The organism is Curtobacterium sp. MCJR17_055, assembly GCF_003224335.1.
Taxonomy (GTDB): Bacteria; Actinomycetota; Actinomycetes; order Actinomycetales; family Microbacteriaceae; genus Curtobacterium.
The window spans coordinates 335,964-361,043 of the sequence record NZ_QKLF01000003.1; the positions used below are offsets into that span (position 1 = coordinate 335,964).

The 25,080-nt window shown below is 71.7% G+C and carries 25 protein-coding genes and 1 tRNA gene; 21 read left to right on the plus strand and 5 right to left on the minus strand.

Going from position 1 to position 25,080, the window contains the following annotated elements:
• Window positions 1-14: 14 nt before the first annotated feature.
• The 5 genes from DEJ16_RS09030 (at window position 15) to DEJ16_RS09050 (ending at window position 5,387) form a co-directional block, all read left to right on the plus strand.
• Window positions 15-1,844, plus strand: coding sequence for a DEAD/DEAH box helicase (locus tag DEJ16_RS09030; protein WP_181419547.1), 1,830 nt, complete (start codon window positions 15-17; stop codon window positions 1,842-1,844).
• 7 nt (window positions 1,845-1,851) lie between these two features.
• Window positions 1,852-2,058, plus strand: a complete 207-nt coding sequence (locus DEJ16_RS09035; RefSeq protein ID WP_110824978.1) for a hypothetical protein — start codon at window positions 1,852-1,854, stop codon at window positions 2,056-2,058.
• Between the two features lie 87 nt (window positions 2,059-2,145).
• Window positions 2,146-3,474 carry an NAD(P)/FAD-dependent oxidoreductase gene (locus tag DEJ16_RS09040; RefSeq protein ID WP_110824977.1) on the plus strand — a complete coding sequence of 443 codons (1,329 nt, stop codon included), beginning with the start codon at window positions 2,146-2,148 and terminating at the stop codon, window positions 3,472-3,474.
• A 147-nt stretch (window positions 3,475-3,621) separates the two neighbouring features.
• A complete protein-coding gene (locus DEJ16_RS09045; RefSeq protein WP_110824976.1) occupies window positions 3,622-4,761 on the plus strand; it encodes a zinc-dependent alcohol dehydrogenase in 1,140 nt (379 codons plus the stop codon).
• The gene (locus tag DEJ16_RS09050) at window positions 4,758-5,387 is read left to right on the plus strand and encodes a hypothetical protein (protein WP_258365885.1); all 630 of its coding nucleotides are present in this window, start codon (window positions 4,758-4,760) and stop codon (window positions 5,385-5,387) included. Before DEJ16_RS09045 ends, DEJ16_RS09050 begins: the two co-directional genes overlap by 4 nt.
• Before the next feature lie 118 nt (window positions 5,388-5,505).
• On the opposite strand, the gene DEJ16_RS09055 is transcribed toward DEJ16_RS09050, so the two are convergent.
• Window positions 5,506-5,591, minus strand: a tRNA-Leu gene (locus DEJ16_RS09055).
• 165 nt (window positions 5,592-5,756) lie between these two features.
• Here DEJ16_RS09055 and DEJ16_RS09060 point away from each other — a divergent pair.
• The 3 genes from DEJ16_RS09060 (at window position 5,757) to mshC (ending at window position 9,183) form a co-directional block, all read left to right on the plus strand.
• Window positions 5,757-7,055: a M20/M25/M40 family metallo-hydrolase gene (locus DEJ16_RS09060; RefSeq protein WP_110824975.1), complete on the plus strand. Its 1,299-nt coding sequence runs from the start codon at window positions 5,757-5,759 to the stop codon at window positions 7,053-7,055.
• Window positions 7,056-7,117: 62 nt separating this feature from the next.
• Complete coding sequence (locus tag DEJ16_RS09065; RefSeq protein ID WP_110825208.1) at window positions 7,118-7,945, plus strand: undecaprenyl-diphosphate phosphatase; 828 nt, start codon at window positions 7,118-7,120, stop codon at window positions 7,943-7,945.
• Window positions 7,942-9,183 (plus strand): cysteine--1-D-myo-inosityl 2-amino-2-deoxy-alpha-D-glucopyranoside ligase, encoded by a 1,242-nt coding sequence (gene mshC / locus DEJ16_RS09070; protein WP_110824974.1) that lies wholly within the window; start codon window positions 7,942-7,944, stop codon window positions 9,181-9,183. The genes DEJ16_RS09065 and mshC overlap by 4 nt, the downstream gene beginning before the upstream one ends.
• Window positions 9,184-9,273: 90 nt before the next feature.
• On the opposite strand, the gene DEJ16_RS09075 is transcribed toward mshC, so the two are convergent.
• The gene (locus tag DEJ16_RS09075; RefSeq protein ID WP_110825207.1) at window positions 9,274-10,206 is read right to left on the minus strand and encodes a proteasome assembly chaperone family protein; all 933 of its coding nucleotides are present in this window, start codon (window positions 10,204-10,206) and stop codon (window positions 9,274-9,276) included.
• Between the two features lie 152 nt (window positions 10,207-10,358).
• Between DEJ16_RS09075 and DEJ16_RS09080 the strand changes: the two genes are divergently transcribed.
• The 9 genes from DEJ16_RS09080 (at window position 10,359) to DEJ16_RS09120 (ending at window position 20,635) form a co-directional block, all read left to right on the plus strand.
• Window positions 10,359-11,132 carry an HAD family phosphatase gene (locus tag DEJ16_RS09080; RefSeq protein WP_258365886.1) on the plus strand — a complete coding sequence of 258 codons (774 nt, stop codon included), beginning with the start codon at window positions 10,359-10,361 and terminating at the stop codon, window positions 11,130-11,132.
• Complete coding sequence (locus tag DEJ16_RS09085) at window positions 11,129-12,247, plus strand: tRNA (adenine-N1)-methyltransferase (protein WP_258365887.1); 1,119 nt, start codon at window positions 11,129-11,131, stop codon at window positions 12,245-12,247. The genes DEJ16_RS09080 and DEJ16_RS09085 overlap by 4 nt, the downstream gene beginning before the upstream one ends.
• A gap of 43 nt (window positions 12,248-12,290) precedes the next feature.
• The gene (locus tag DEJ16_RS09090) at window positions 12,291-13,208 is read left to right on the plus strand and encodes an FKBP-type peptidyl-prolyl cis-trans isomerase (protein WP_110824973.1); all 918 of its coding nucleotides are present in this window, start codon (window positions 12,291-12,293) and stop codon (window positions 13,206-13,208) included.
• 24 nt (window positions 13,209-13,232) lie between these two features.
• On the plus strand, window positions 13,233-14,333 hold the full coding sequence (locus DEJ16_RS09095) for a YafY family protein (protein ID WP_110824972.1): 1,101 nt from the start codon (window positions 13,233-13,235) through the stop codon (window positions 14,331-14,333).
• Window positions 14,326-15,297: a YafY family protein gene (locus DEJ16_RS09100; RefSeq protein WP_110824971.1), complete on the plus strand. Its 972-nt coding sequence runs from the start codon at window positions 14,326-14,328 to the stop codon at window positions 15,295-15,297. Before DEJ16_RS09095 ends, DEJ16_RS09100 begins: the two co-directional genes overlap by 8 nt.
• Before the next feature lie 94 nt (window positions 15,298-15,391).
• Window positions 15,392-16,144, plus strand: a complete 753-nt coding sequence (tatC, locus tag DEJ16_RS09105; protein ID WP_110824970.1) for a twin-arginine translocase subunit TatC — start codon at window positions 15,392-15,394, stop codon at window positions 16,142-16,144.
• Window positions 16,141-18,579 (plus strand): RNA helicase, encoded by a 2,439-nt coding sequence (locus DEJ16_RS09110; RefSeq protein ID WP_110824969.1) that lies wholly within the window; start codon window positions 16,141-16,143, stop codon window positions 18,577-18,579. The genes tatC and DEJ16_RS09110 overlap by 4 nt, the downstream gene beginning before the upstream one ends.
• Before the next feature lie 11 nt (window positions 18,580-18,590).
• Window positions 18,591-20,171, plus strand: coding sequence for an apolipoprotein N-acyltransferase (gene lnt / locus DEJ16_RS09115; RefSeq protein WP_258365888.1), 1,581 nt, complete (start codon window positions 18,591-18,593; stop codon window positions 20,169-20,171).
• 113 nt (window positions 20,172-20,284) lie between these two features.
• Window positions 20,285-20,635 carry an RNA polymerase-binding protein RbpA gene (locus DEJ16_RS09120; RefSeq protein ID WP_110824968.1) on the plus strand — a complete coding sequence of 117 codons (351 nt, stop codon included), beginning with the start codon at window positions 20,285-20,287 and terminating at the stop codon, window positions 20,633-20,635.
• A gap of 65 nt (window positions 20,636-20,700) precedes the next feature.
• Here the strand turns inward: DEJ16_RS09120 and DEJ16_RS09125 are convergent, their stop codons facing one another.
• Together DEJ16_RS09125 and DEJ16_RS09130 are read right to left on the minus strand one after the other, a co-directional pair.
• Complete coding sequence (locus DEJ16_RS09125) at window positions 20,701-21,906, minus strand: SPFH domain-containing protein (protein WP_110824967.1); 1,206 nt, start codon at window positions 21,904-21,906, stop codon at window positions 20,701-20,703.
• Window positions 21,903-22,376, minus strand: coding sequence for an NfeD family protein (locus DEJ16_RS09130; RefSeq protein ID WP_181419536.1), 474 nt, complete (start codon window positions 22,374-22,376; stop codon window positions 21,903-21,905). The genes DEJ16_RS09125 and DEJ16_RS09130 overlap by 4 nt, the downstream gene beginning before the upstream one ends.
• A 207-nt stretch (window positions 22,377-22,583) precedes the next feature.
• On the opposite strand from DEJ16_RS09130, the gene DEJ16_RS09135 reads away from it, so the two are divergent.
• From DEJ16_RS09135 to DEJ16_RS15765, 4 genes are all read left to right on the plus strand, one after another.
• A complete protein-coding gene (locus DEJ16_RS09135) occupies window positions 22,584-23,345 on the plus strand; it encodes an SDR family oxidoreductase (RefSeq protein WP_110824965.1) in 762 nt (253 codons plus the stop codon).
• Between the two features lie 60 nt (window positions 23,346-23,405).
• Entirely contained in the window at window positions 23,406-23,858 is a 453-nt protein-coding gene (locus DEJ16_RS09140) for an NUDIX hydrolase (RefSeq protein ID WP_110824964.1), read from the plus strand.
• A 149-nt stretch (window positions 23,859-24,007) separates the two neighbouring features.
• Window positions 24,008-24,286, plus strand: coding sequence for a DUF4190 domain-containing protein (locus DEJ16_RS09145; protein WP_110824963.1), 279 nt, complete (start codon window positions 24,008-24,010; stop codon window positions 24,284-24,286).
• A gap of 114 nt (window positions 24,287-24,400) precedes the next feature.
• Window positions 24,401-24,562 carry a hypothetical protein gene (locus DEJ16_RS15765; RefSeq protein WP_181419537.1) on the plus strand — a complete coding sequence of 54 codons (162 nt, stop codon included), beginning with the start codon at window positions 24,401-24,403 and terminating at the stop codon, window positions 24,560-24,562.
• Window positions 24,563-24,593: 31 nt separating this feature from the next.
• Here the strand turns inward: DEJ16_RS15765 and DEJ16_RS09155 are convergent, their stop codons facing one another.
• A complete protein-coding gene (locus DEJ16_RS09155) occupies window positions 24,594-25,007 on the minus strand; it encodes an arsenate reductase ArsC (protein WP_110824961.1) in 414 nt (137 codons plus the stop codon).
• Window positions 25,008-25,080: the final 73 nt, after the last annotated feature.

The window sequence follows — 25,080 nt, forward strand, 5'->3', positions numbered from 1 at the left end:
TCCCGATCGACGGGCTGTCCGACGACCACCGCCCCACCGGACCGGCGGCGATCGCCGAGGTCGCGGGCAACGCGGCGGCCGAGCACCTGTCGCCCGCCTTCCCCGAACGTGCCGCATGGGGCACCGCCTCGAAGCTCCGCGCCTGGCAGGTCGAAGCGCTCACGAAGTACTTCGAGAAGGAACCGCGCGACTTCCTCGCCGCGGCGACCCCCGGCGCCGGCAAGACCACCTTCGCGCTGCGCCTCGCGACCGAGCTCCTCGCCCGCGGCACCGTCGACCGCCTGGTCGTCGTCGCGCCCACCGAGCACCTGAAGCGGCAGTGGGCCGACGCCGCCGACCGCGTGAACATCCGGCTCGACCCGATGTTCAAGAACGGCGACGGCATGTTCGGCCGGCACTACCAGGGCGTCGCGATCACCTACGCGCAGGTCGGCATGAACCCCGAGGTGCACGAGCGGATCACCGCGGGCGGCAAGACCCTCGTGATCCTCGACGAGGTGCACCACGGCGGCGACGCGCTGACGTGGGGCGACGGCATCCGGCAGGCGTTCACGAAGGCCACGCGCCGACTGTCGCTGTCCGGCACGCCGTTCCGGTCGGACACGGCGCCGATCCCGTTCGTCCAGTACGCCCCGGACGAGCAGGGGATCCGCACCTCGATCTCGGACTACAACTACGGCTACGGCCGGGCACTCAAGGACGGCGTCGTCCGCCCGGTGCTGTTCATGGCCTACGCCGGGCAGATGCGCTGGAAGACCCGGATGGGCGACGAGATGGCCGCCTCGCTCGGCGACCCCGTCACGAAGGACATCACCGCGCAGGCCTGGCGCACCGCGCTGTCGCCGGAGGGCGAGTGGATGCCCGCCGTGCTCTCGGCGGCGGACAAGCGCCTCACCGAGGTGCGCCGTGGCGTGCCGGACGCCGGCGGGCTGGTGATCGCGACCGACACCACGACCGCCCGGGCGTACGCGCGGATCCTGCAGCGCATCACGGGGGAGCGGCCGACCGTGGTCCTGTCCGACGAGGCCGCCGGGTCGAGCCGGATCCAGTCCTTCGCCGAGGACACCTCGCGGTGGATGGTCGCCGTCCGGATGGTGTCCGAGGGCGTCGACGTGCCGCGGCTCTGCGTCGGCGTCTACGCCACGAGCGCGAGCACGCCGCTGTTCTTCGCCCAGGTCATCGGCCGCTTCGTGCGCGCCCGACGTCGCGGCGAGACCGCGTCGGTCTTCCTGCCGAGCGTGCCCGGGCTGATGGCGCTGGCCGCCAGCCTCGAGCTGGAGCGCGACCACGCCCTCGACCGCCCGAAGGACGCCGAGGACGGCATGTACAACCCCGAGGACGCCATGGTGGCGGAGGCGAACAAGGAGGACCGGGCCTCCGAGAGCCTGCTCGACGTGCAGCCGTTCGAGGCGCTCGACTCGCAGGCGTCGTTCGACCGGGTCCTCTACGACGGCGGCGAGTTCGGCACCGGCGGCGAGGTCGGGTCGCTCGAGGAACTCGACTTCATCGGCATCCCCGGGCTGCTCGAGCCCGACCAGGTGCGGGACCTCCTCCGCGCCCGGCAGGCGACCCAGGCCAAGCGCTCGAAGGGCCGCGTCCCGAAGGACGGGACGCCCAAGGCGCCCGAGCCGGCGGACCGGCCGATGTACATGACGATCAAGGAGCAGCGGTCGGAACTGCAGCGCCTCGTCTCGATCTGGTCCCGGCACGCGAACGAACCGCACGGGTCGATCCACGCCGAGCTCCGTCGGATCAGCGGTGGTCCGGCCGTCGCGCAGGCGAGCATCGAGCAGATCCAGAAGCGCATCGACATCCTCCGCTCCCGCATCGGCGGCCGACGGTGACCCGCGCGTGATCGAGCCGGTCGACGACGACCGCACCTGGTACGTCAAGCGCGACGCGGACTCCTCACCCGAGGCGATCATCGACCGCTTCGGGGGCGGCTACCGGCTCCGGCGGTTCTCCCTGCACGAGTCCCGTCGCACGCAGCACGGCGTGTACACCGGCCGCGAGGTCGCCGAGACGGCGTGGTGGCGCCTCCGCGACGGCCGCAGCTGACCCGTGGACGATCCGGATCGGGACCGGATCGGCCGCACAGGTGCGGCGCTGATGACGGGGAGGGGCCGGATCGGGTAGACCGGAGGAATGGCAGACTCCATCCCCCACGTCCTCGTCCTCGGCGGCGGCTCGGCCGGCTACACCGCGGTCAAGCAGCTCCAGAAGCACGCCGCCTCGGTGCCCATGCGCATCACCCTCGTGGACCAGAACACGTACTACACGTACCTGCCGTTCCTGCCCGAGGTCGCCGGCGGTCACATCGCCCCGAAGGACGTCACCGTCGAACTCCGACGTGCGCTCCGCAAGACCCGGGTCATCCAGGGCAAGGTCACCGGGATCTCCTCGGCCGACAAGACGGTCTCCGTCGCGACGGCCGGTGGTGACGACCGGTCCTTCGAGTACGACCACCTCGTGGTGGCACTCGGCTCGGTCACCCGTACCTTCCCGACGCCCGGCCTCGACGAGGTCGGCGTCGGCTTCAAGACGGTCGAGGAGGCCGCGTACGTCCGCGCCAAGCTCCTCGACAACATCGCGAAGGCCGCCGCCACGCGCGACGAGGACGAGCGTCGTCGCCTGCTCACGAGCATCTTCATCGGCGGCGGCTACACCGGCGTCGAGGCGATCGGTGAGCTGTTCGACGTCTCCCAGGCCGCGATCGCCACGTACCCGTCGCTCGCCGGCGAACAGCCGCGCTGGGTGCTCATCGACGCCCTCGACCGGGTCGCCCCCGAGGTCGGCCCCGAGCTGTCGAAGTGGACCCTCGAGTCCCTCCGTGCCCGCGGCATCGACGTCCGCCTCAAGACCACCATGCCGAGCTGCGAGGGCGGGATCGTCAAGCTCTCCGACGGTGACGAGTTCGCCACCGGCCTGCTCGTCTGGACGGCCGGCGTCAAGCCGAACCCGCTCCTCGACGCCACCGACCTGCCGCGCGGGCCGAAGGGGCACCTCGCCGCCAACGCGAAGCTCCAGGTCGAGTCCGAGGACACGCACGAGGTCGTCCCGGGCGTCTGGGGCCTCGGCGACGTCGCCCAGGTCCCGGACCTGACGGCCGAGAAGCAGCCGGCGTACTACCCGCCGAACGCCCAGAACGCCGTCCGGCAGGCCGTCGTCGTCGCGGACAACATCGTCGCCTCGATCACGGGCAAGCCCCTCGTGGAGTACCGCCACCCGTCCATCGGCACGGTCGCCTCGTACGGTGTCGCCAAGGGCGCGGCGAACATCAAGGGCATCAAGATGACGAACCTGCTGGCGTGGATGGCGCACCGCTCGTACCACGTGTACGCGATGCCGACGCTGAACCGCAAGGCGCGCATCGTCATCGGCTGGGTGACCGGTGCGGTCTCCGGCCGCGACGCGACGTCCCTCATCAAGGAGACCGACCCGCGGCAGAACTTCGTGGACGCCGCGAAGAGCTAGCACGCGACTGCCTGCAGACGGGAGGCCCGGTACCAGCTGGTACCGGGCCTCCCGTCCGTCCGCGTGGCGGCTGTGCGTCGAACGCGAGCCTGGGCCGCCTCCCATCCGCCGTCCGTCAGCGTGGACGGTACGAGCGAGAGGAGCGCCATGCGCGCCATGACCTACCGCGGCCCCTACCGGGTCCGCGTCGAGGACAAGCCCGACCCCCGGATCGAGCACCCGAACGACGCGGTCATCCGTGTCGAACGCGCCGCGATCTGCGGGTCGGACCTGCACCTGTACCACGGCATGATGCCGGACACCCGCGTCGGCCACACCTTCGGTCACGAGTTCATCGGCGTCGTCGAGGAGGTCGGGTCGTCCGTCGAGACGCTCAGCGTCGGCGACCGGGTGATGGTCCCGTTCCACATCTCCTGCGGCACCTGCTGGTTCTGCGCCCGCGGCCTGTTCACCAACTGCCACAACGTCAACCCGAACGCGACCGCGGTCGGCGGCATCTTCGGGTACTCGCACACCACCGGCGGCTACGACGGCGGGCAGGCGGAGCGCGTCCGCGTCCCGTTCGCCGACGTCGGCCCGCAGGTCATCCCGGACTGGCTCGACGCCGAGGACGCCCTGATGATGACGGATGCACTCGGCACCGGGTACTTCGGTGCCCAGCTCGCGTCGATCCGCGAAGGCGACACCGTCGTGGTGCTCGGCGCCGGCCCGGTCGGCCTGTACGCGGCGAAGTCCGCGTGGTTCATGGGCGCCGGCCGTGTGATCGTCGTCGACCAGCTCGAGTACCGCCTGGCGAAGGCCCGCGAGTTCGCGCAGGCCGAGACGATCAACTTCGCCGAGGTGGACGACATCGTCGTCGAGATGAAGAAGCAGACCGACTTCCTCGGCGCCGACAGCGTGATCGACGCGGTCGGTGCGGAGGCCGACGGCAACTACCTGCAGCACGTGACGAGCTCGAAGCTCAAGCTGCAGGGCGGCTCGCCCATCGCGCTGAACTGGGCGATCGACGGTGTCCGCAAGGGCGGCACCGTGTCGGTGATGGGCGCCTACGGCCCGATCCCGAGCGCCGTCAAGTTCGGCGACGCGCTCAACAAGGGCGTCACCATCCACATGAACCAGGCGCCGGTGAAGCGCCAGTGGCCGCGGCTGCTCGAGCACATCCAGGCCGGGCACCTCAAGCCGAGCGACGTCATCACGCACCGGATCCCGCTCGAGCACATCGACGAGGCGTACCACCTGTTCTCGGCGAAGCTCGACGGCTGCATCAAGCCGGTGATCGTGCCGTGAGCGAGAACGGAGACCAGAGCATGCGCACCACACCGGACGGCCACGGCGCCGACGACCACATCGCGTACGTGGCGGACAAGCCGCGCGACCTGCCGTCCGCGGACGAACTCCGCGCGCGGATCCCCGGATGGGGGAGCGACCTGGACCTCGCCGACCGGCCGAGCGTCCCGAAGCTGTCCCGCGAGGCCGGCTCGGCGACGAACGCGCACTGGGACCGACCGGAGCAGCAGCCCGGTGGGGAGGGCCGCGAGCGGTCGATCGAGCACGCGCACGTCACGCCGGTGTTCGGCACCGCGCAGCCCCTGTCCGGCATCGCCGGCGTCGTGAAGCGGTACGCCTACCGCCGCTTCAGCGAGGGACGGCTGGCCCACTGGATGCTCCTGGTCGTCGGCGACCGCCTCGACGTCGCCACGCACCGGGTCACGGACGCGCTCCGCGGCCGGCCGGACCGGCTCGTCAAGGAAACCGGGATCGCCGCCGAACGGGCGGACGACCCGGTCGGCGCGCGGCTCGGGACGGCGCGGCGGGACTGGCGGCACGGAGTGCTCGACCCCGTCGTCGCGACCTGGCCGTACCTGCTCATCGGCGGCGTGGCCGTCTGGGTGGTGCGGCGCGCCCGGCGCTGACCGAGAACAGCACCGCGCTCTGGGCGCGGAAAAACGAACGGCCCTCCCGAAGGAGGGCCGTTCGCCGCTTGTCTCAACACAAGTGTCCGAGCACGTGGTCCGGAGACCAGGTACTGCGTGTCCGAGGGGGGACTTGAACCCCCACGCCCTAATACGGGCACTAGCACCTCAAGCTAGCGCGTCTACCAATTCCGCCACCCGGACTGGGTGTGGTGCTCTCGCACCGGGCTGTCCGACCGGGTTTCCCCGGCCTTCCTGCCGAGAGAAGACACTAGCACGGCTGTGAACGCACGCTGAACACGGGTGCGCATCCCGGGCGCGGCGCGACCGTATCGCGGTGCTCGGTGGTGTCGCCGGTAGCGTTGTCGCATGACGTCCGAGCTGGAACGCACCGCGGCGATCGCGCGGGACCTCATCCGGATCGACACCACGAACTGGGGTGAGGGGAAGTCCCGGGGTGAGACCGAGGCAGCGCACTACGTCGAGGCAGCGCTGCAGGACCTGGGCCTGACCCCGCAGCTGTTCGAGTCCGAGCCGGACCGGGTCAGCGTCGTCGCCCGCGTCCCCGGCCGGGACCGCAGCAAGCCGGGCCTCGTCGTGCACGGGCACCTCGACGTCGTCCCGGCCGACCCGGCGAACTGGTCCGTCGACCCGTTCGGCGGCGAGGTGCGCGACGGGTCGCTCTGGGGTCGTGGCGCCGTGGACATGAAGAACATGGACGCGATGATGCTCACGGCGTTGGCCGACGTGGTCGAACGCCAGGGCGCTCCCGAGCGCGACCTCGTCATCGCGTACTTCGCGGACGAGGAGGCCGGGGGCATCCTCGGCGCCCACCACGTCGTGGACACGCATCCCGAGGTCTTCGCCGGGGCGACCGCTGCCATCAGCGAGGTCGGCGGCTACTCGATCACGCTCGGCGACCGTCGCGCCTACCTGCTCCAGACCGGTGAGAAGGCGCTCATGTGGGTGAAGCTGACCACCCACGGGACCGCGGCGCACGGCTCGCACGTCATCCGCGACAACGCCGTCACGAAGCTCGCCGCCGCCGTCGGCCGGATCGGCGGCGAGGAGTGGCCGGTCCGGCTCTCGGACACGACCGAGGCGATGGTCGCCGAGGTCGCCCGCTTCCTCGGCGTCGACCCGGTCGCCACCGGTCCGGACGAGGTCGCCCTGGCCACCGGCTCCGCGGCGCGGTTCATCCACGCGGCGTTGCACACCACCACGAACCCGACCGTCCTGCACGCCGGGTACAAGCACAACGTGATCCCGGACGAGGCCACCGCGCTCGTCGACATCCGCTGCCTGCCCGGTGACGAGGAGACCGTCCTGGCCCGCGTGCGGGAACTCGCCGGCGAGGACGTCGAGGTCACCATGACGCACCAGGACGTCGGCCTCGAGCAGGACTTCGGCGGTCCGCTCGTCGACGCCGTCCGGGACGTCCTCGAGCGGCACGACCCGGGCGCCCCGGTCCTGCCGTACCTGCTCTCCGGCGGCACCGACAACAAGGCGCTGTCCCGTCTCGGCATCGCCGGGTACGGCTTCGTGCCGCTGCAGCTGCCCGCCGGGGTGGACTTCCCGGCGATGTTCCACGGCGTCGACGAGCGGGTCCCGCTCGAGTCGCTGGCGTTCGGCCGCCGCGTCCTCGGAGACCTCTTCGCGACCTACTGATACCGTGCATGGTCGTCGTCGGGAACGGCGACCGAGTCCAGCACCGGCGAAAGGCCGCACACGTGCACATCTTCGAGGCGATCTTCCTCGGCTTCGTCCAGGGTCTGACCGAGTTCCTGCCGGTCTCCTCCAGCGCGCACCTGCGCATCGTCGGGCTGTTCCTGCCGGATGCGGAGGACCCCGGTGCGGCCTTCACCGCGGTGACGCAGCTCGGTACCGAGACCGCCGTGCTCATCTACTTCTGGAAGGACATCACCCGGATCATCGGGCGGTGGTTCGGCGCGCTCGGTGGCAAGGTCCCGCGGAACGACCCGGACGTCCGCCTCGGGTGGCTCGTCATCCTCGGCACGATCCCGATCGGCGTGGTCGGCCTGCTGCTCCAGGACAGCATCGAGACCACGTTCCGGTCGCTCTGGATCGTGGCGATCGTGCTCATCGTCTTCGGCGTCGTCCTGGGCGTGCTCGACCGGGTCGGACGGAAGGTCCGGCGGATCGAGCACATGACCTTCAAGGGCGGCATCCTCATCGGGCTCGCGCAGGTCCTCGCGCTCGTCCCGGGCGTCTCCCGGTCCGGTGCGACGGTCTCGATGGGGCTCGCCCTCGGGTACACCCGTCCGGCGGCCGCGCGCTTCGCCTTCCTCCTCGCGATCCCCGCGGTGTTCCTGTCCGGGCTGTACGAGGCCGCGACGAGCCTCGGCGACACCGGAGCGCCGTTCGGCGTGGCGGACACCCTGATCGCGACCGTCGTGGCCTTCGTCGTCGGGTTCGTCGTCATCGCCGCGTTCATGAACTACATCAGCAAGCGGAGCTTCATGCCGTTCGTGGTCTACCGCATCCTCCTCGGTGTCGTCCTCATCGTGCTGCTCTCCCTCGGGGTGGTCGAGCCGTGAGGGCCTGGCAGGCACCGAGCGTCCCCGAGGTCCCGGGGGCCGGCCCCCGTCCGCTCGTCCACGACACCGCGACCGGCAAGCCCGTCGACCCGACGCGTGGTAACGACGACGCGTCGCTCTACGTCTGCGGGATCACCCCGTACGACGCCACGCACCTCGGGCACGCCGCGACGTACCTGGCCTTCGACACGCTCGGCCGGGCGTGGCGGGACGCCGGGTTGCCGGTGCGGTACGCGCAGAACACGACCGACGTCGACGACCCGCTCCTCGAGCGGGCGACGCGTGACGGCGTGGACTGGCGGGAGCTCGCCGCCTCGCAGATCGACCTGTTCCGCCGCGACATGGAGGCCCTGCGCGTCCTGCCGCCGGACGACTACGTGGCCGTCACCGACGAGGTCGAGCGCGTCGCCGAGGCCGTGGCCTACCTGGAGGAGACGGGCTACGCCTACACGGTGCCGACGCCGGACTCCGACGGCGAGGACCTCTACTTCGACGTCAGCCGCCCGAGCGACGCCTGGACGCTCGGCGACGAGAGTCGTCTCGATCGCGAGACGATGCTCGCCCTCTCCGCCGAGCGCGGCGGCGACCCCGACCGGCCCGGCAAGCGCGACCGGCTCGACCCGCTGCTCTGGCGTGCCGAGCGCGAGGGCGAACCGAGCTGGGACACCGAGATCGGCCCCGGACGCCCGGGCTGGCACATCGAGTGCAGCGTCATCGCCGGCGACAAGCTCGGCCTGCCGATCAGCGTGCAGGGCGGCGGCAGCGACCTCGTCTTCCCGCACCACGAGATGAGCGCCGGGCACGCCGCGGCCCTGGCCTCCCAGCCGCTGGCGAACGCCTTCGTGCACACCGGGATGGTCGCCTACCAGGGGGCGAAGATCTCCAAGTCGCTCGGCAACCTGGTGACGGTGCGCGGGCTCCTCGACGGTGGCGCCGATCCGCGGGCGATCCGCCTGGCCCTGCTCTCGCACCGGTACTCCGACGACTGGGAGTGGACCGACGGCGACCTCGACGACGCGGGCCGCCGCCTCGCTGCCTGGGACACGTGGGTGCGCTCCGGCTCCGGCTCCGAGCAGGACGCCGACGCCGTCGTGGCGCGGCTCCGGGCCCGGGTCGCGGACGACCTCGACACGCCGGGCGCGGTCGCGGTGGTCGACACCGCGATCGCCGGCGGGACGGCGGCGACCCCCGAGCTCGTCGACCTCGTCGACGCCCTGCTCGGCATCCGCATCGCCTGACCGCCGTGGCGGCGGACGCTGCCACCCCGAGACGAACGGGAGGTCCGGTACCAGCTGGTACCGGACCTCCCGTCCGTCACACGCCCGCGTCTACTGCGGCGGCTGCGGCGGCCGCCACGGGCCCTCGCCCGCCGCCCCGCCGCCGTCCTTGCCGTCCTTGTGCTCCCGGCGCCGCAGGTACTGCTCGAACTCCTGCGCGATGGCGTCGCCGGACGCCTCGGGGGAGTCGACCGTGTCGCGCGCCTGTTCCAGCTGGCCGATGTAGGAGGCCATGTCCTCGTCGTCCGCGGCGAGGGCGTCGATGCCCTCCTCCCACTGCGCGGCGTCGTCGAGCAGGGTGCCGCGCGGCACGGTGACGTCCGTCAACTCCTCCATCTTGTCGAGCAGCGACAGGGTGGCCTTCGGCGACGGGGCGTTGTGCACGTAGTGCGGCACGGACGCCCAGAGCGACAGCGTGGTCAGCCCGGCCTTGTCCATCGCGTCTGCGAGGACCCCGAGGATGCCCGTCGGGCCCTCGTACGTCGACTTGTCCACGTCGAACGCCGCACGCACGCCGGCGTTCTCGCTCGACACGAAGACCGAGATGGGCCGGGTGTGCGGGACGTCGGCGAGCATCGCCCCGACGAAGACCACGGCGTCGATCGAGTACACGTCCGCCAGGTCGATGACCTCGGCGCAGAAGGCGCGCCAGGTTCGCGACGGCTCGGGGCCGACGAGCACGAACACGTCCCGCTCGGTCGGTGCGCCGGTCGCCCCGATCACCGGTCGGCCCTCGGCACTCGGGCCGTGCAGGACGATGCGCGGCCAGGTGACGGCCCGCTCGCCCTCGTCGTCGAAGCCGACCTCGGGACGGTTGAACTGGTAGTCGACGTACCGCTCCCCGTCGATCTCGCGGAGTTCATCGAGCTCGAGGGCGTCGACGATGCGACGAGCGAGTCCGCTCGCGGCCTCGCCGGCGTCGTTCCAGCCCTCGAACGCGACGACGAGGAGTCGTCCGTCGCTGAAGGGGGAGTGCTGTGGCACGGCAGGGGCCTCCTGGTTGTGGAGCGGGTCGACGCACCCGCAGTCGCGCGCGTCGGACCGGAGCACGATCAGGCATCCACGATAGACCCGCTGCCCCCGGGCGGGCGTCCCCGGCCCGGGGGTCGCCGACGCCGCCGGTAGACTCGTCGCCCGTGACCGCGCAACCCCCCACCACCGTCCGGCCCGACCCGGTGCTGCCCGCAGCCGTGCTGTGGGACATGGACGGCACGATCATCGACACCGAGCCCATCTGGCAGGAGTCGCAGGTCGTGCTCACCGCGCGCTTCGGCGCCGAGTGGACGCACGAGGACGGCCTGTCGCTCGTCGGCAGCGGCCTCGAGCGGTCCGGCGAGATCCTCCGTGCCAAGGGCGTCGACATGGAGGTCGAGCAGATCGTCGCGTGGATGACCGACTTCGTGGTCGAGCGCCTGCACGGGGACGACCTGCCGTGGCGTCCCGGTGCCCGTGAGCTCGTCGAGGAACTGCACGACCGCGGGGTCCCGACCGCACTCGTCACGATGTCGCGCCGCACGATGGCCCTGGTCACCGCCGAGGCGTTCGGCGCACGCGGCTTCCGGGTCGTCGTCGCCGGTGACGACGTCGAGCGCCCGAAGCCGTACCCGGACGCCTACCTGAGCGCGGCCGCGCAGCTCGGGGTCGACCCGACCACGTGCATCGCGATCGAGGACTCCGCGACCGGCGTCGCCTCGGCGGTCGCGTCCGGCGCGGTGACGGTGGGCGTCGAGCACATCGTCCCGCTCGCCGAGGGTGCCTGCGACGTCCTCCTCGACACCCTGGACGGCGTGACCGTCGACCGCCTGCTCGAACTCACCGGCCCGGCCCTGGCGGCCCGTGCCACCGACCGCCAGGGAGGCCCGGCCTCCGTCACGGCGTCGGCCCCCGTCACCGAAGGGGACGCGCGATGAGCGACGCCACGACCGACGAGCCCACCACCCCTGGCGAGCCGACCGCGCAGGACGCGGTGGAGCTGCCGCACACGGTCGGGGGTGCGCCGCACACCCCGCCGCGCGGGCCGTTCCGTGCCGGTGACCGCGTCCAGCTCACGGGCCCGAAGGGGAAGCTCACCACGCTGTCGCTCGAGCGCGGCGTGGTCTACCACACGCACCGCGGCATGCTCGCGCACGACGACGTCATCGGGCAGCCGGACGGCTCGGTCATCCGGGCGAGCTCCGGGGACGAGTACCTGGCGCTGCGTCCCCTGCTCAACGACTACGTCATGTCGATGCCGCGCGGTGCCGCGATCGTGTACCCGAAGGACGCGGCCCAGATCGTCGCGTTCGCGGACGTCTTCCCCGGCGCACGGGTCGTCGAGGCCGGGGTCGGTTCCGGCGCACTCTCGCTGTGGCTCCTCCGGGCGATCGGCCCGACCGGCAGCCTGCAGTCGTTCGAGCGCCGCGACGAGTTCGCCGCGATCGCCCGCGGCAACGTCGGCACCTTCCTCGGGGCGGTCCCGGACAACTGGTCGGTGACCGTCGGGGACCTCGTCGAGGAGCTCCCGCAGGCCGTCGAGCCGCAGAGCATCGACCGCGTGGTGCTCGACATGCTGGCTCCGTGGGAGTGCGTCGACGAGGCCGCCGACGCCCTCGTGCCCGGCGGGCTCATCGTCTGCTACGTCGCGACGGTCACGCAGCTGTCGCGCACCGCCGAGGCCCTCCGTGACACCGGGCGCTTCACGGACCCGCAGTCGAGCGAGACGCTCGTGCGCACGTGGCACGTGGAGGGGCTCGCCGTGCGACCGGACCACCGGATGGTGGCGCACACCGGCTTCCTGGTCACCGCACGTCGCCTGGCGGACGGGGTCGTCCTGCCGAACCTGAAGCGTCGTGCCGGCAAGGCGGAGTTCTCGGACGAGGACGTCGAGGCCTGGACCCCCGGCGCCGTCGGCGAGCGTGGCGCCAGCGACAAGAAGCTCCGCAAGGTCGCGCGTCAGGCGGCCGCCCAGGCCCGCAAGGTCGCGGCGGCCGAGGCGGGCGAGGACGGTGGCTCGGCGGCGTCCGGACCCGACGACGACGCCCACTAAGCTGACCTCCGTGCCCGTCCTGCATCGAACGGAAAGAGGATCCGTGCGCACCATCCCCGCACTCGTGGTCACCATCGGTCTCGTCGCGTCACTGACGGCGTGCGCCGCTCCCGGTGCGGGATCGTCGAGCACGTGCGCGCCGTCCGGAGCCGCGTCGGAGGCCGTCTCGGCCAGGGGCGCGTTCGGTTCGCAGCCGGACGTCACGGTGCCCGCCGGTCTCACCGCCACCGGCACCCAGGTCTCCGTCCTCCGCCAGGGCGACGGCCGCACGATCGGGGACGGCACACCGGTCGTCCTCGAGTACACGCTCGTCGACGGCGCGACCGGCGAGGTCGCCCAGACCAGCGGCTACACCGGTTCCTCGAACCCGATCACGGCCGGTTCGACCAACGCCGGTGCGCTCGGCGAGGCCCTCGAGTGCGCCCAGGTCGGCGACCGACTCGCCGTCGCGATGCCCAAGTCGGCACTCTCGGGGACCGCCCCCTCCCGCTCGACGGGGAAGGCCGAGGACGCGGCCGTCTTCGTCGTCGACGTGCAGCGTGCGTTCGCCGCCCGCGCCACTGGCTCGCCCCAGCTCGCGGGCGACGGCATGCCCGCCGTCGTGCTCGCACCGGACGGCGCACCCGGCATCACCATCCCCTCGTGGCCGGCGCCGGAGAAGGACGAGCAGCACCTGCTCCGCAAGGGCGACGGCGCGACGCTGACCGCGGAGGACACCGCGGTCGTCAAGTACACCGCCGTCACGTGGGGGAGCAGCACGACCGACTCCACCGTCGCGGGCTCGAGCTGGACCGACGGGTCCGGCGCGCAGCCGCTCCCGCTGGCCGAGGGCCAGGTCGTCGACGGCATCCGGAACGCCCTGATCGGCCGGCACGTCGGGGACCAGGTCCTCGCGATCGTCCACCAGCAGGGTGCCGCGTACGCGTACGTCATCGACGTGCTCGGCGCGATGCCGCGCTGACCCGCGGCTGCGTAGGATCGGCACGTGCCCACCACCCGTGCTCCCCGTGTGCCCGCTGAGGAACGGCTGTTCAGCCTCGTGCTCGCACTGCTCTCGACGGAGTCCGGGCTGACGAAGTCCGAGATCCTGGCGAACGTCCAGGGGTACCGGCAGCGGTACGCGCCCGGCGGTGACAACGCCTCGCTCGAGCGGCAGTTCGAGCGCGACAAGGACGACGTCCGCGAGCTCGGGATCCCGCTCGAGACGATCGAGACGCCGGGTGCCGCGGGGAACAACCAGACGCTGCGCTACCGGATCCCGAAGGGCGAGTACGACCTGCCGCTCGACGTCCGGTTCACGCCCGACGAGTCCGCCCTGCTGTCGCTCGCCGCGATGGCGTGGCGCGAGGGCGCCCTGTCGGCCGACTCCAGGCGCGGACTGCTCAAGGTGCGCTCCGCCGGGTCCGAGGACGACGGCTCGGAGCACGAGAGCGGCGACGGTGCGACCGCGATCGGTGCCTACGCCCCGCGGCTGCGCACCCGGGACACCGCGTTCGAACCCCTGCGGTCGGCTCTCGACCGGGGCGCCGCCGTCCGGTTCGCGTACATCACGCCGGGCCACCACGAGGCCCGCGTCCGCGAGCTCGCGCCGCTCGCGCTCGTCCAGCACGGCGGCCGGTGGATGCTCGCCGCGCACGAGTTCGCGACGCGGTCCGAGAAGAACTACCTGCTGTCCCGGATCGTCGGTCCGGTGACCCTGTTCGAGGTCGGTCAGCACCCGGCACCGGCGGACGCGGGGGAGCGGGCGCTGGCCGGCCTGGACCGGGTCTGGGCGGAGCGCACCGCGACCGTGCACGTCGTCCCGGGGTCGGACGCCGAACGCCGTCTGGCCCGTCGGCGGGACACCACCGCGACGACGGACGGCGAACTGGTGGTCCACCACGTCGACCCGCAGATCCTGGCCGAGGAACTCGCCGCGTTCGGCCCCGAGGTGTGGGTCGTCGAACCGGAGGACCTGCGGCAGCGCGTGGTCGACCGCCTCCGCGTGCTCGTCGCCGACCACTCCGGGCCGCCCGAGCGGACCGCCGACCACCGCGGCGCCGAGGACGGTCGCCGCCTGCCCGAGGACGGACCCGACCGTGGCTGACGCCCAGCCCCTGCAAGCGCAGGACAAGCTCGCCTTCCTGCTGGCACTCGTGCCGTACCTCATCGACCGGGAACGCGTCTCCGTCGCCGAGGCCGCCCGGCACTTCGGGGTCCCCGAGTCCCGCATCCGGCGTGCCGTCGAGCTCATCGCGGTGTCCGGCGTCCCGGGCGAGACCATGCAGTACCAGCACGGCGACCTGTTCGACATCGCCTGGGACGACTTCGACCAGAACGACATGATCGTGCTGACGAACCTCGTGGCGATCGACGACGCCCCGCGGCTGTCGGCGCGCGAGGCGTCGGCACTCATCGCGGGCCTCCAGTACCTGTCCGCCCTGCCCGAGGCCGCCGACACGGACGCCATCCGGGCACTGATGGCGAAACTGTCGCGCGGTGCGGGTGGCGCGGCGGGGAACGTGGCCGTCGGCCAGGACCTGCACGACGCGTCCCTGACCGTCATCCGTCAGGCGATGTCCGAGCGACGTGGACTCCTGTTCGAGTACGCGGGACCGCGGACGCAGGGCGGCACGCGTCGCGTCGACCCGCTCCGCGTCGAGTCGATCGACGCCGACTGGTACCTGCGCGCCTGGGACCTCGACCGCGCGGCCATCCGCACCTTCCGCCTCGACCGGATGTCCGGCGTGCGCGTGGACGACCGGCCCGCCGAACGGACCATCGAGGACGTCGTCCTGCCCGACACGCTGTTCCAGCAGAGCGCCCAGGACGTCATCGTCACGGTCGAGCTCGACGCCTCGTCCCTGCCGCTCGTCGCCGACTTCCTCGCCGACACCGCGGATGCGCCGGACGCCGACGGGCGGGTGCGCATCCGGCTCGCGGCGTCGGCCGGGTTCGACGGGGTCGTCCGGCTCGTCGCCGGGCTGCCCGGCCGCGCCGTGGTGATCGACCCACCCGCCGCCCGGGAGGCCGTGCGCGCGTTCGCGGCGGCCGCTCTCGACGTCCACTGAGAGACCGCTGCCGTAGGATCGGTGCATGGCTTCGACGACCGCGGGCGGGCGAGAGAAGCGGCACGGGCGCCGACCGAAGGAACCCGAAGGCCGCATGTCCCTCGGTCAACACCTGATCGAGCTGCGCAACCGCCTGTTCAAGGCCGTCGTCGCGGTCCTGGTGGCGGCGGTCGGCGGCTGGTTCCTCACACCGTTCGTGCTCGACGCGCTCCGCTCCCCGGTCACGCAGCTGGCCCGGGTCGGCGGGCACACCGCGGAGCTGAACTTCCCGATGATCACGGGGGCGTTCGACCTCCGCCTGCAGATCGCGGTCACGATCGGCGTCGTCATCGCGAGCCCGGTCTGGCTGTACCAGATCTGGGCCTTCATCGTCCCGGCCCTGGTCCGTCGCGAGAAGCAGTACGTGTGGGGCTTCCTCGGTTCGGCGATCCCGCTGTTCTTCGCCGGGTGCGCCTTCGGGTGGTACGTCCTGCCGCACGTCGTCGGCATCCTCGGCAGCTTCGTCTCGGCGCAGGACACGTCGATCGTCGACGCGAAGGCGTACTACGACTTCGTCATCAAGCTCATCGTCGCGGTCGGCATCGCCTTCGTGCTGCCGGTCTTCCTCGTCCTGCTCAACTTCGTCGGGGTCCTGACGGCCGCGGCGATCGTCCGGTCGTGGCGGGTCGCGATCGTGCTGATCCTCGTCTTCACCGCGCTCGTCACGCCGTCGGCGGACGTGCTGTCCATGTTCATCCTGGCCATCCCGATGGTCGTGCTCTACTTCGCCGCCTGCCTGGTGACGTGGGTGCACGACCGCCGTCTGGCGAAGCGCCAGGCGAAGCTCGACGAGGAGTACGGCCTGTGACCGAGACCAGCCTGAGCCCCGCCGAGCGGTTCGCCGCCGCGAAGGTCCGCCGTCGCTCGCGGAACCTCGAGTTGTTCCGGACCGACCTCCGCTTCGACCTCGACCCGTTCCAGTTCGCGGCCTGTGACGCGGTCGACCGCGGCAACAGCGTGCTCGTGGCCGCACCGACCGGCGCCGGCAAGACGATCGTGGCCGAGTTCGCGATCTGGCTGGCGATGCGACAGCCGACCGCGAAGGTGTTCTACACGACGCCGATGAAGGCGCTGAGCAACCAGAAGTACGCCGAGCTCGTGCAGGCGTACGGCGAGACCGAGGTCGGGCTGCTCACCGGCGACACGAACGTCAACCCCCGGGCCCGCGTCGTCGTGATGACGACCGAGGTCCTGCGGAACATGATCTACGCCGACTCGGACCTGCTCGACGACCTGGCGTGGGTGGTGCTCGACGAGGTGCACTACCTCGCCGACCGGTTCCGTGGCGCGGTCTGGGAAGAGGTCATCCTGCACCTCCCGACCGAGGTCCGGCTGGTGTCGCTCTCCGCGACCGTCAGCAACGCCGAGGAGTTCGGCGACTGGCTGCAGACGGTGCGCGGCGACACCGACGTCATCGTCTCCGAGGACCGCCCGGTCCCGCTCGAGCAGCACGTGCTCGTCGGGAACAAGATGGTCGACCTCTTCGACTCGTCCGGTGCCGCGGCGACGAACCGCGTCAACCCCGAGCTCCTCCGGCTCGTCGGCGGCGCCAACCGTCACGGCACGAACGGTCCGCGCGGCCGTCGCGGGCGCCCGGTGTACCCGGACCGCCGTGGTCCCCGTGCGGAGAAGGCCCACCGCGAGCAGATCGCGAAGATGCTCGACGAGCGCATGCTCCTGCCGGCGATCTTCTTCGTGTTCAGCCGGAACGGCTGCGACCAGGGCGTCCGGCACGTCGTGCGCTCGGGGCTGTCGCTGACGACCGCGGACGAGCGGCGTGAGATCCGCGAGACGGCCGAGTACCACTGCCGCACCCTGCTCGACGAGGACCTCGCCGTCCTCGGCTACTGGGAGTGGTTGGAGGGGCTCGAGCGCGGGGTCGCCGCACACCACGCCGGGCTGCTGCCCGCGTTCAAGGAGGTCGTCGAGGACCTGTTCCAGCGCAAGCTCCTCAAGGTCGTCTTCGCCACCGAGACCCTGGCCCTCGGGGTGAACATGCCGGCGCGCACCGTCGTCCTCGAGAAGCTCGAGAAGTTCAACGGCGAGGCCCGGGTCCCGATCACGCCGGGGGAGTACACGCAGCTCACCGGTCGTGCGGGGCGTCGGGGGATCGACGTCGAGGGCCACTCGGTCGTGCAGTGGTCGGACGGCCTCGAGCCGCAGGCCGTCGCGTCGCTCGCGAGCCGTCGGACCTACCCGCTCAACTCGTCGTTCAAGCCGACCTACAACATGGCCGTGAACCTCATCGAGCAGTTCGGCCGCGACCGCACGCGCGAGGTGCTCGAGACCTCGTTCGCGCAGTTCCAGGCGGACCGGTCCGTCGTCGACCTCGCCCGCAAGGTCCGGTCGCAGCAGGAGTCCCTGGACGGCTACCAGAACGCCATGCAGTGCCACCTCGGTGACTTCACGGAGTACGCGGCACTCCGCCGACGGCTGTCGGACCTCGAGCGCTCGAACGTGCCCGGCGGCCGCGAGGCCTCGCACGGGGCCCGCCAGGACCGCCAGTCCGCGATCACCGAGGTCCGCCGGCAGCTCCAGCGGCACCCGTGCCACGCCTGCCCGGACCGCGAGGCCCACGCCCGCTGGGCGGAGCGCTGGTACAAGCTCAAGCGCAGCAACGACAAGCTCGTGCAGCAGATCCGGTCCCGCACGGGCGCGGTCGCGACGACGTTCGACCGCGTGACCGACGTGCTGCTCGCACTCGGGTACCTGGTGCAGGACGACTCCGGGGACGTCACGGTGGCGGCCGGCGGTCGGCGGCTGCAGCGCATCTACGGGGACCGCGACCTGCTCGTCGCCGAGTGCCTCGAGGCCGGCGTGTGGAAGGAACTCACACCCGCGCAGCTCGCCGGGATGGCGGCGACCATCGTCTACCAGCCCCGCCGCGAGGACGCGCCGGGCACCGAGCACGCCGTGCCGCGCGGCGCCTTCCGGCCGGCTCTGGACGAGACGCTCACGATCTGGGCCCGCCTGGACGACGTCGAGCGCGACGCCCGGCTCGCCGGTTCCGAGCCGCCGACACCGGCGATCGCGCTCGGGATGTTCCGGTGGGCCTCCGGGTCCCCGCTCGACGACGTGCTGCGGTCGCTCGACCTCGCCGCGGGCGACTTCGTCCGCTGGTCGAAGCAGGTCATCGACCTCCTCGACCAGATCCGCAACGCGGGCGACGAGGACCTCGCCCGCACGGCTCGTCGTGCGACGGACGCGGTGCGCCGCGGCATCGTCGCCTACGCGACGGTCTGACGGGAGGCCCGGTGACGGTCCTCGCCACACCCGTGCGTCCGGTGCGTGCGTCCGTCGAACGGTGGCGGCCCGGGACGGCGGGCGACGCGCTCACCGCGGCCCTGCCCCTCGCGCAGGCGCTGCCGCTGTCGGTCGTCGGCGGACTCCTGTTCGCCCTGTCGTTCCCGTCCCCGGGCTGGTGGTTCCTCGCGTACCCGGCGGTCGCGTGCCTCCTGCTCGCCGCGATGGGGCAGCGGGCCCGCCGCGCCTCGTGGCTCGGGTTCGTCGCCGGCGTCGCGTTCTGGGTGCCGGTGATCTCGTGGGCCGGACGGTACCTCGGACCGGTGCCCTGGTTCGCGCTCGCGCTGCTCGAGGCGGCGCTCTTCGCCCTCGGCACGGTGGCGATCGCCCTCGCGTACCGGTGGGTGGGGCGCGTCGTGACCTCCACCGCCGGACGCATGTGGGGCCTCCCGGCCGTGGTCGCAGCGCTCTGGACCGGGCGCGAGTGGTTCTCCGGCAGCTGGCCCTACGGCGGGTTCGCGTGGGGTCGGGTCGGCCTGTCCCAGTCCCAGGGCCCGTTCACGCACCTCGCCGCGTACGTCGGCGTCCTCGGACTGAGCTTCATCGTCGTCTACTGCGTCGCCGTCGTGGTCTCGCTCGGACTCGTCGGCGGGCTCCGCCTGTCAGTCCGCGTCGCGACCGCCGGCCTGCTCGTCTCGGTGGTCCTGGCGGTGCCCGCGTGGCCGACGGCGGTCGACGGCACGGTGCGGGTCGAGGCCGTCCAGGGCAACGGGCCCGCCGGCTACTTCGACGGCGCCGAACCCGGCGACGTCCTCCGGTCGCAGGTCGCGGCGACCGACGTCGAGGCCCGCGGCGTCGACCTCGTCGTGTGGCCGGAGGCGGCGGCGGAGTACGACCCCCGTCGCGAACCGGTCATCGCGTCCGCGCTCGACGCCGTCGTGCGGAGCGTCGGGGCCCCGCTGGTCGCCGGCGGTGTGACGCAGACCGCGTCCGGGGTCCTGCACAACACCTCGTTCGTGTGGGACGACGACGGCTGGGGGGCCTCGTACGACAAGAAGCGGCCGGTCCCGTTCGGGGAGTACGTCCCGGACCGGTGGTTCTACTCGAAGCTCGCCCCGTCGCTGATCGGGCTCCTGCAGCGCGACTACACCCCGGGGACGAAGCCGAACGTGCTGCCGGTCGCCGGCATCCGCGCCGGCGTGATGATCTGCTTCGACGTGGTGGATGACGGCCTGACGGCGGACCTGGCGGACGGGGGAGCGCAGGTGATCCTGGCGCAGACGAACAACGCCGACTTCGACGGGACCGACGAGAACCTCCAGCAGCTCGAGATCGCCCGGATGCGGGCCGTCGAGACCGGACGGTCGCTCGTGAACATCTCCACCGTCGGCGCATCTCAGGTCATCGACCCGAGCGGTCGGACCATCGACCGGGTCCCGGCGTACACCGCGAGTTCGATGGTGACGGACGTCCCGCTCGGCACGTCGACCACGCCGGCGACCGTCGCGTCGGGGAACATCACGCTCGCGCTGTCGCTCGGCGGTCTGCTCGTCCTGCTCGCCTGCGCTCCGTGGGGACACCGCCGCCGCTGACCTGCCATCCGGGGCCGCGCCGTGCACTGGGAACCGACTGTGAATGCCACCCCTCCGGAACGAAAGGCGGGTGGTGTGGGTTGGACCGGAGGAACGAGCGAGAGGAGTCGGACATGGCTGATCGGAGTCTCCGAGGCATGCGGCTCGGGAGCCAGAGCCTCCAGAGCGAGGACGGTGTCGAGCTCTCCGAGCGGAAGCGTGCCGTCTACCAGGCGGTCTCGGGAGAGACCTTCGACATCGTCTTCTCCGCCGAGGCAGAGGTCCCGGCCGTCTGGTCGGACCCGCGCACCGGGATGGAAGGACGACTGCTCGGCGACGACGGCACCCCCGTCGAGGTCGCCGCAGAGGACGTCAAGGCGCCGAGGACCCACTGGGACATGCTGCTCGAACGGCGCTCCAGGGAAGAACTCGAGGAGCTGCTGCAGGAACGCCTGCAGGTGCTCCGTGCCCGCCGCGGCGCGTAGGCGTCGCGCGGCACACACGACGACGGCCCGCTCCCTGATGGGAGCGGGCCGTCGTCGTGTGTCGGTCAGACCGCGGGGGAGCGGTCCTCGCCCTGCGCCTGCCCGTCGGTCGAGCCGGCTTGCTCGTCCGTCCGGAACTGGGCGCGGGTCGCGTCGGCGGCGGCCGCGAGCTTCTCGTCGACGCTCCGGTCCGACTCGGCGAGGCGGTCCGCCAGCGCGGACTCCGGCACGATGTCCGCCGCGGTGGCGTCCGCGCTCCGGGCCGCGGTGCCGCTCCCGGTCGTCGCGGCGGTGGTGGTCACGAGGCTCTCGCCCGCGAGCTTGGAGATCTTCTCGAGGAAGTCGCCGCTGCCCACCGGGCCGGCTGCGGGCGCACCGCCGGTCCGCGTGGCGCTGAAGCCCTTCGCGATGCCGGAGAGCGCCTCGGTGAACTCGCTCGGGATCATCCAGAGCTTGTTCGACGTGCCCTCGGCGATCTTCGGCAGCATCTGGAGGTACTGGTAGGACAGCAGCTTCTCGTCCGGGTCTCCGGTGTGGATGGCGTCGAACACCGTCGCGATCGCCTGCGCCTCACCCTCGGCGCGGAGGACCTGGGCCTTCGCGTCACCCTCCGCCGCGAGGATCGCCGCCTGCCGCTGGCCCTCGGCCTCGAGGATCTGGGACTGCTTCGTGCCCTCGGCCTGCAGGATCGCGGCACGACGGCTCCGCTCGGCACGCAGCTGCTGCTCCATCGCGTCCTGGATGGACACGGGCGGCTCGATGGCCTTCAGCTCGACACGGCCGACGCGGATGCCCCACTTGCCGGTCGCCTCGTCGAGCACGACGCGGAGCTGCCCGTTGATGTTGTCGCGGCTGGTCAGGGCCTCTTCGAGGTTGAGCCCACCGACGACGTTGCGGAGCGTGGTCGTGGTGAGCTGCTCGACGGCGCCGAGGTAGTTCGCGATCTCGTACGTGGCGGCGCGGGCGTCGGTGACCTGGAAGTACACGACGGTGTCGATCGAGACGACGAGGTTGTCCTCGGTGATCACCGGCTGGGGCGGGAACGAGACGACCTGCTCGCGCATGTCGAGCAGCGGCCGGAGACGGTCGATGAACGGCACGAGCAGGTTCAACCCCGGGCTGAGGGTCTTGTGGTACTTGCCGAGCCGTTCGACGATGCCGGCGGTGGCCTGGGGGACGATCCGGATGGCCTTGGCGAGGACGACGATCACGAAGACCACGACGACGGCGATGAGGACGATCAGGACGACCGTCCCGGTGGACAGGGTCATTGGCCAGCCTTCTGTTCGGTGCGGACGACGGCTGTGGAGCCCTCGATGGACTCGACGACCACGCGGGTGCCGAGTGGTGGTGTGCGGTCGGTGGTGCCGGGAGCGAAGCGCGCGCTCCAGGTCTCACCGTTGGCCAGGCGGACCTGACCGGGACCGGAGGACGTGAACGCGAGCGCGACCGTGCCGCTCATCCCGACCAGGCCGTCGATACCGGTCCGGTGCGGGTCGGCACCGCGGTTCAGCGCTCGGAGCACCCGAGGACGCACGACGGCGAGCAGCAGCAGCGCGAGCACCGCGGCGATGAGCGTCGACAGCCACCACTCGGCGTCGAGCAGTGCGGCGACCAGGCCGCCGGCTGCCCCGGCAGCGAGCATGATGAAGACGAAGTCGAGGGTGAACACCTCGACCACCCCCAGGACGAGCACCAGTGCGATCCACACGATCACCTGCGTCCATTCCGTGACGTCCACGCGATCTCCCTCCCCGTACATCGCGCGCGGCGGTCGCTGCGTCGCGACGTCCGGTTTTGTCCGACCAACGTACCAGCGCCCTCCGGCGAGGCGACTGGTGGCCCCTACGGCGGCGCGGGTACCGGGCTGGCCGCGCCGCGCCTTGGTAGGCTCGATGCCGCCCGGGACGACCAGGACCGGCGCCGCCCCACGACAGGAGACACCACTGTGAGCAGCCCCCTCGCCCCCGGATCCCTCGACGGCACGCGCGCCCTCGTCACCGGGTCCTCCCGCGGCATCGGAGCGGACACGGTCGGGTACCTGGCAGAGGCCGGCGCCAAGGTCGTCGTGAACTACCGCAACAAAGCGCGTCGTGCCGAGCAGATCGCAGAGAAGATCGTCGCGGCCGGGGGAGCGGCGCTCGCCCTCGGGGCCGACCTCACCGACCACGACTCCGTGCAGGCGATGGTCGACGCGGTCGTGCAGGAGTGGGGCGGCATCGACCTGCTCGTGCTCAACGCCTCCGGCGGCATGGAGTCCGGCATGGGCGACGACTACGCGCTGCGACTCAACCGCGACGCGCAGGTCGACATGCTGCAGACCGCCGTGCCGCACATGCCCGCCGGGTCCCGCGTCGTCTTCGTCACGAGCCACCAGGCCCACTTCGTCGAGACCGCCGAGACGCTGCCCGAGTACCTCCCGGTCGCGAAGAGCAAGCGCGCCGGCGAACTCGCCCTGCGTGAGCTCCTGCCGCAGCTCGAGGCCGCGGGCATCGAGTTCGTCACCGTCTCCGGCGACATGATCGAGGGCACCATCACGGCGACCCTGCTCAACCGCATCAACCCCGGCGCCATCGAGGGTCGCCGCGAGGCGGTCGGCAAGCTCTACAGCGTGTCCGAGTTCGCCGCCGAGATCGCCCTCGCCGCGGTGGAGCCGATCCCCGCCGACCACACGAAGCTCGTCGGGGACGTCAGCTCCTTCACGAGCTGAGCCGTCGGCCCTCGCCGTCGCGCGGCGCGTGCGTCGCACCCGGCGGCTAGCGTCGGTGCCGTGACTGCTGCACACGGCCTGCGCCGGACCTCCCGGATCCTCCTGCTCGACCCTGACGGACGCGTGTTCCTCATGGACACGAAGGCGCCGTCCTCCGACGGCGCGCACCGGTGGATCACCCCGGGCGGCGGCGTCGACCCGGGGGAGTCACACCGGGACGCGGCGGTCCGGGAGCTCCGCGAGGAGACCGGCATCGTCATCACCGACCCGGGGGAGCCGGTGTGGTCCTGGGACTTCGCGGTCACGTGGGACCAGGCCGACCACGACCGCGGGCACGCGGAGTTCTACGTCGTCCGTACGGCGGGCTTCACGTTGTCCGACGCCGAGTGGACGGACGACGAACGTGTCGACATCCTGGCGGCCCGGTGGTGGACGGCGGACGAACTCGAGGCGACGGACGAGCCGTTCGAGCCAGCGGAGCTCCCGGAACTGGTGCGCCGGTCCGTGCGCTGACGCAGCGCTCGGTGCCGCCGCTCGCGCGATCGGTGTGTCCCCAGTTCGTGGGTGCCTGCGCCGCTTTCCGGACACCGGACCGCCGTGTCAGTACGTTCAGAGTCGACCAATCGTCAGCGACCTGACGTCATCCTCGCACCGGAGTCATCATGACCAACACCACCAACCCGTACCAGAGCACGGCGCAGAGCAGCCAGAAGTTCAGCACGCTCGCGATCGTCGGCTTCGTGCTCGCCTTCGTCATCAACATCGCGGGCCTCGTCGTCAGCCTCATCGCCCTGTCGCAGATCAAGCGCACGGGGGAGCGCGGCCGCGGCCTGGCGATCGCCGGTGTCATCATCTCCGTCCTGTCGCTCGTCATCGGCATCTTCTCGTCGATCGCGTTCTTCAACGCGGCCGCGAACATGAACACCGCGCTGGGCTTCTGACCACTGCGATCGAACGACGGGAGGCCCGTGGCGGAACTCGCCACGGGCCTCCCGTCTGTCCGGGAACGAGCGGTCCCTGCGACCATCGAGCGACCGCGGCGTAGCGTCACCGACATGACGTACAGCCAGCCGGACCCGGCAGAAGAGACCACGCAGGCCGACGAGCCCCAGCAGCCCGACACGGACCACACCGTCGAAGAGCAGGGCGAGGAGAACGCAGCCCTCGAGATCGACAGCTCGGACGTGCCGACCTCGTCCGACGACTCGTCGAACTAGGGCAGCACCCGCGGACGCCTGGCAGCGGCGCTCAGACGAGCGTCGCCACCAGGCGTTCGACGCGTCCGCGGACGTCGTCGCGGATCGGTCGGACGTCCTCGATCGGCAGGCCGGCCGGGTCGCTGAGCTCCCAGTCCTCGTAGCGTTTGCCGGGGAACACCGGACACGCGCCTCCGCAGCCCATGGTGATGACGACGTCGGCGTTCCGGACCGCGTCGGTCGTCAGGATCGCCGGCGTCTGACCGACGATGTCGATGCCGACCTCGTGCATGGCGGCGACGGCGACCTGGTTCACCTGGTCCGCCGGCTCGGACCCGGCGGAGAAGACGTCGATGCGGTCACCGGCGATCGCACGCAGGAACCCCGCGGCCATCTGCGACCGCCCGGCGTTGTGCACGCAGACGAACAGGACGGCGGGCTTCTGGTCGGGCGTTCCGGTGTTCATGAGGTGATTGTGCCGCACTCGCGTTGCCGGTGATCGCGCGCCGATAATGCATATTATGTCAGCTCAGACTGAC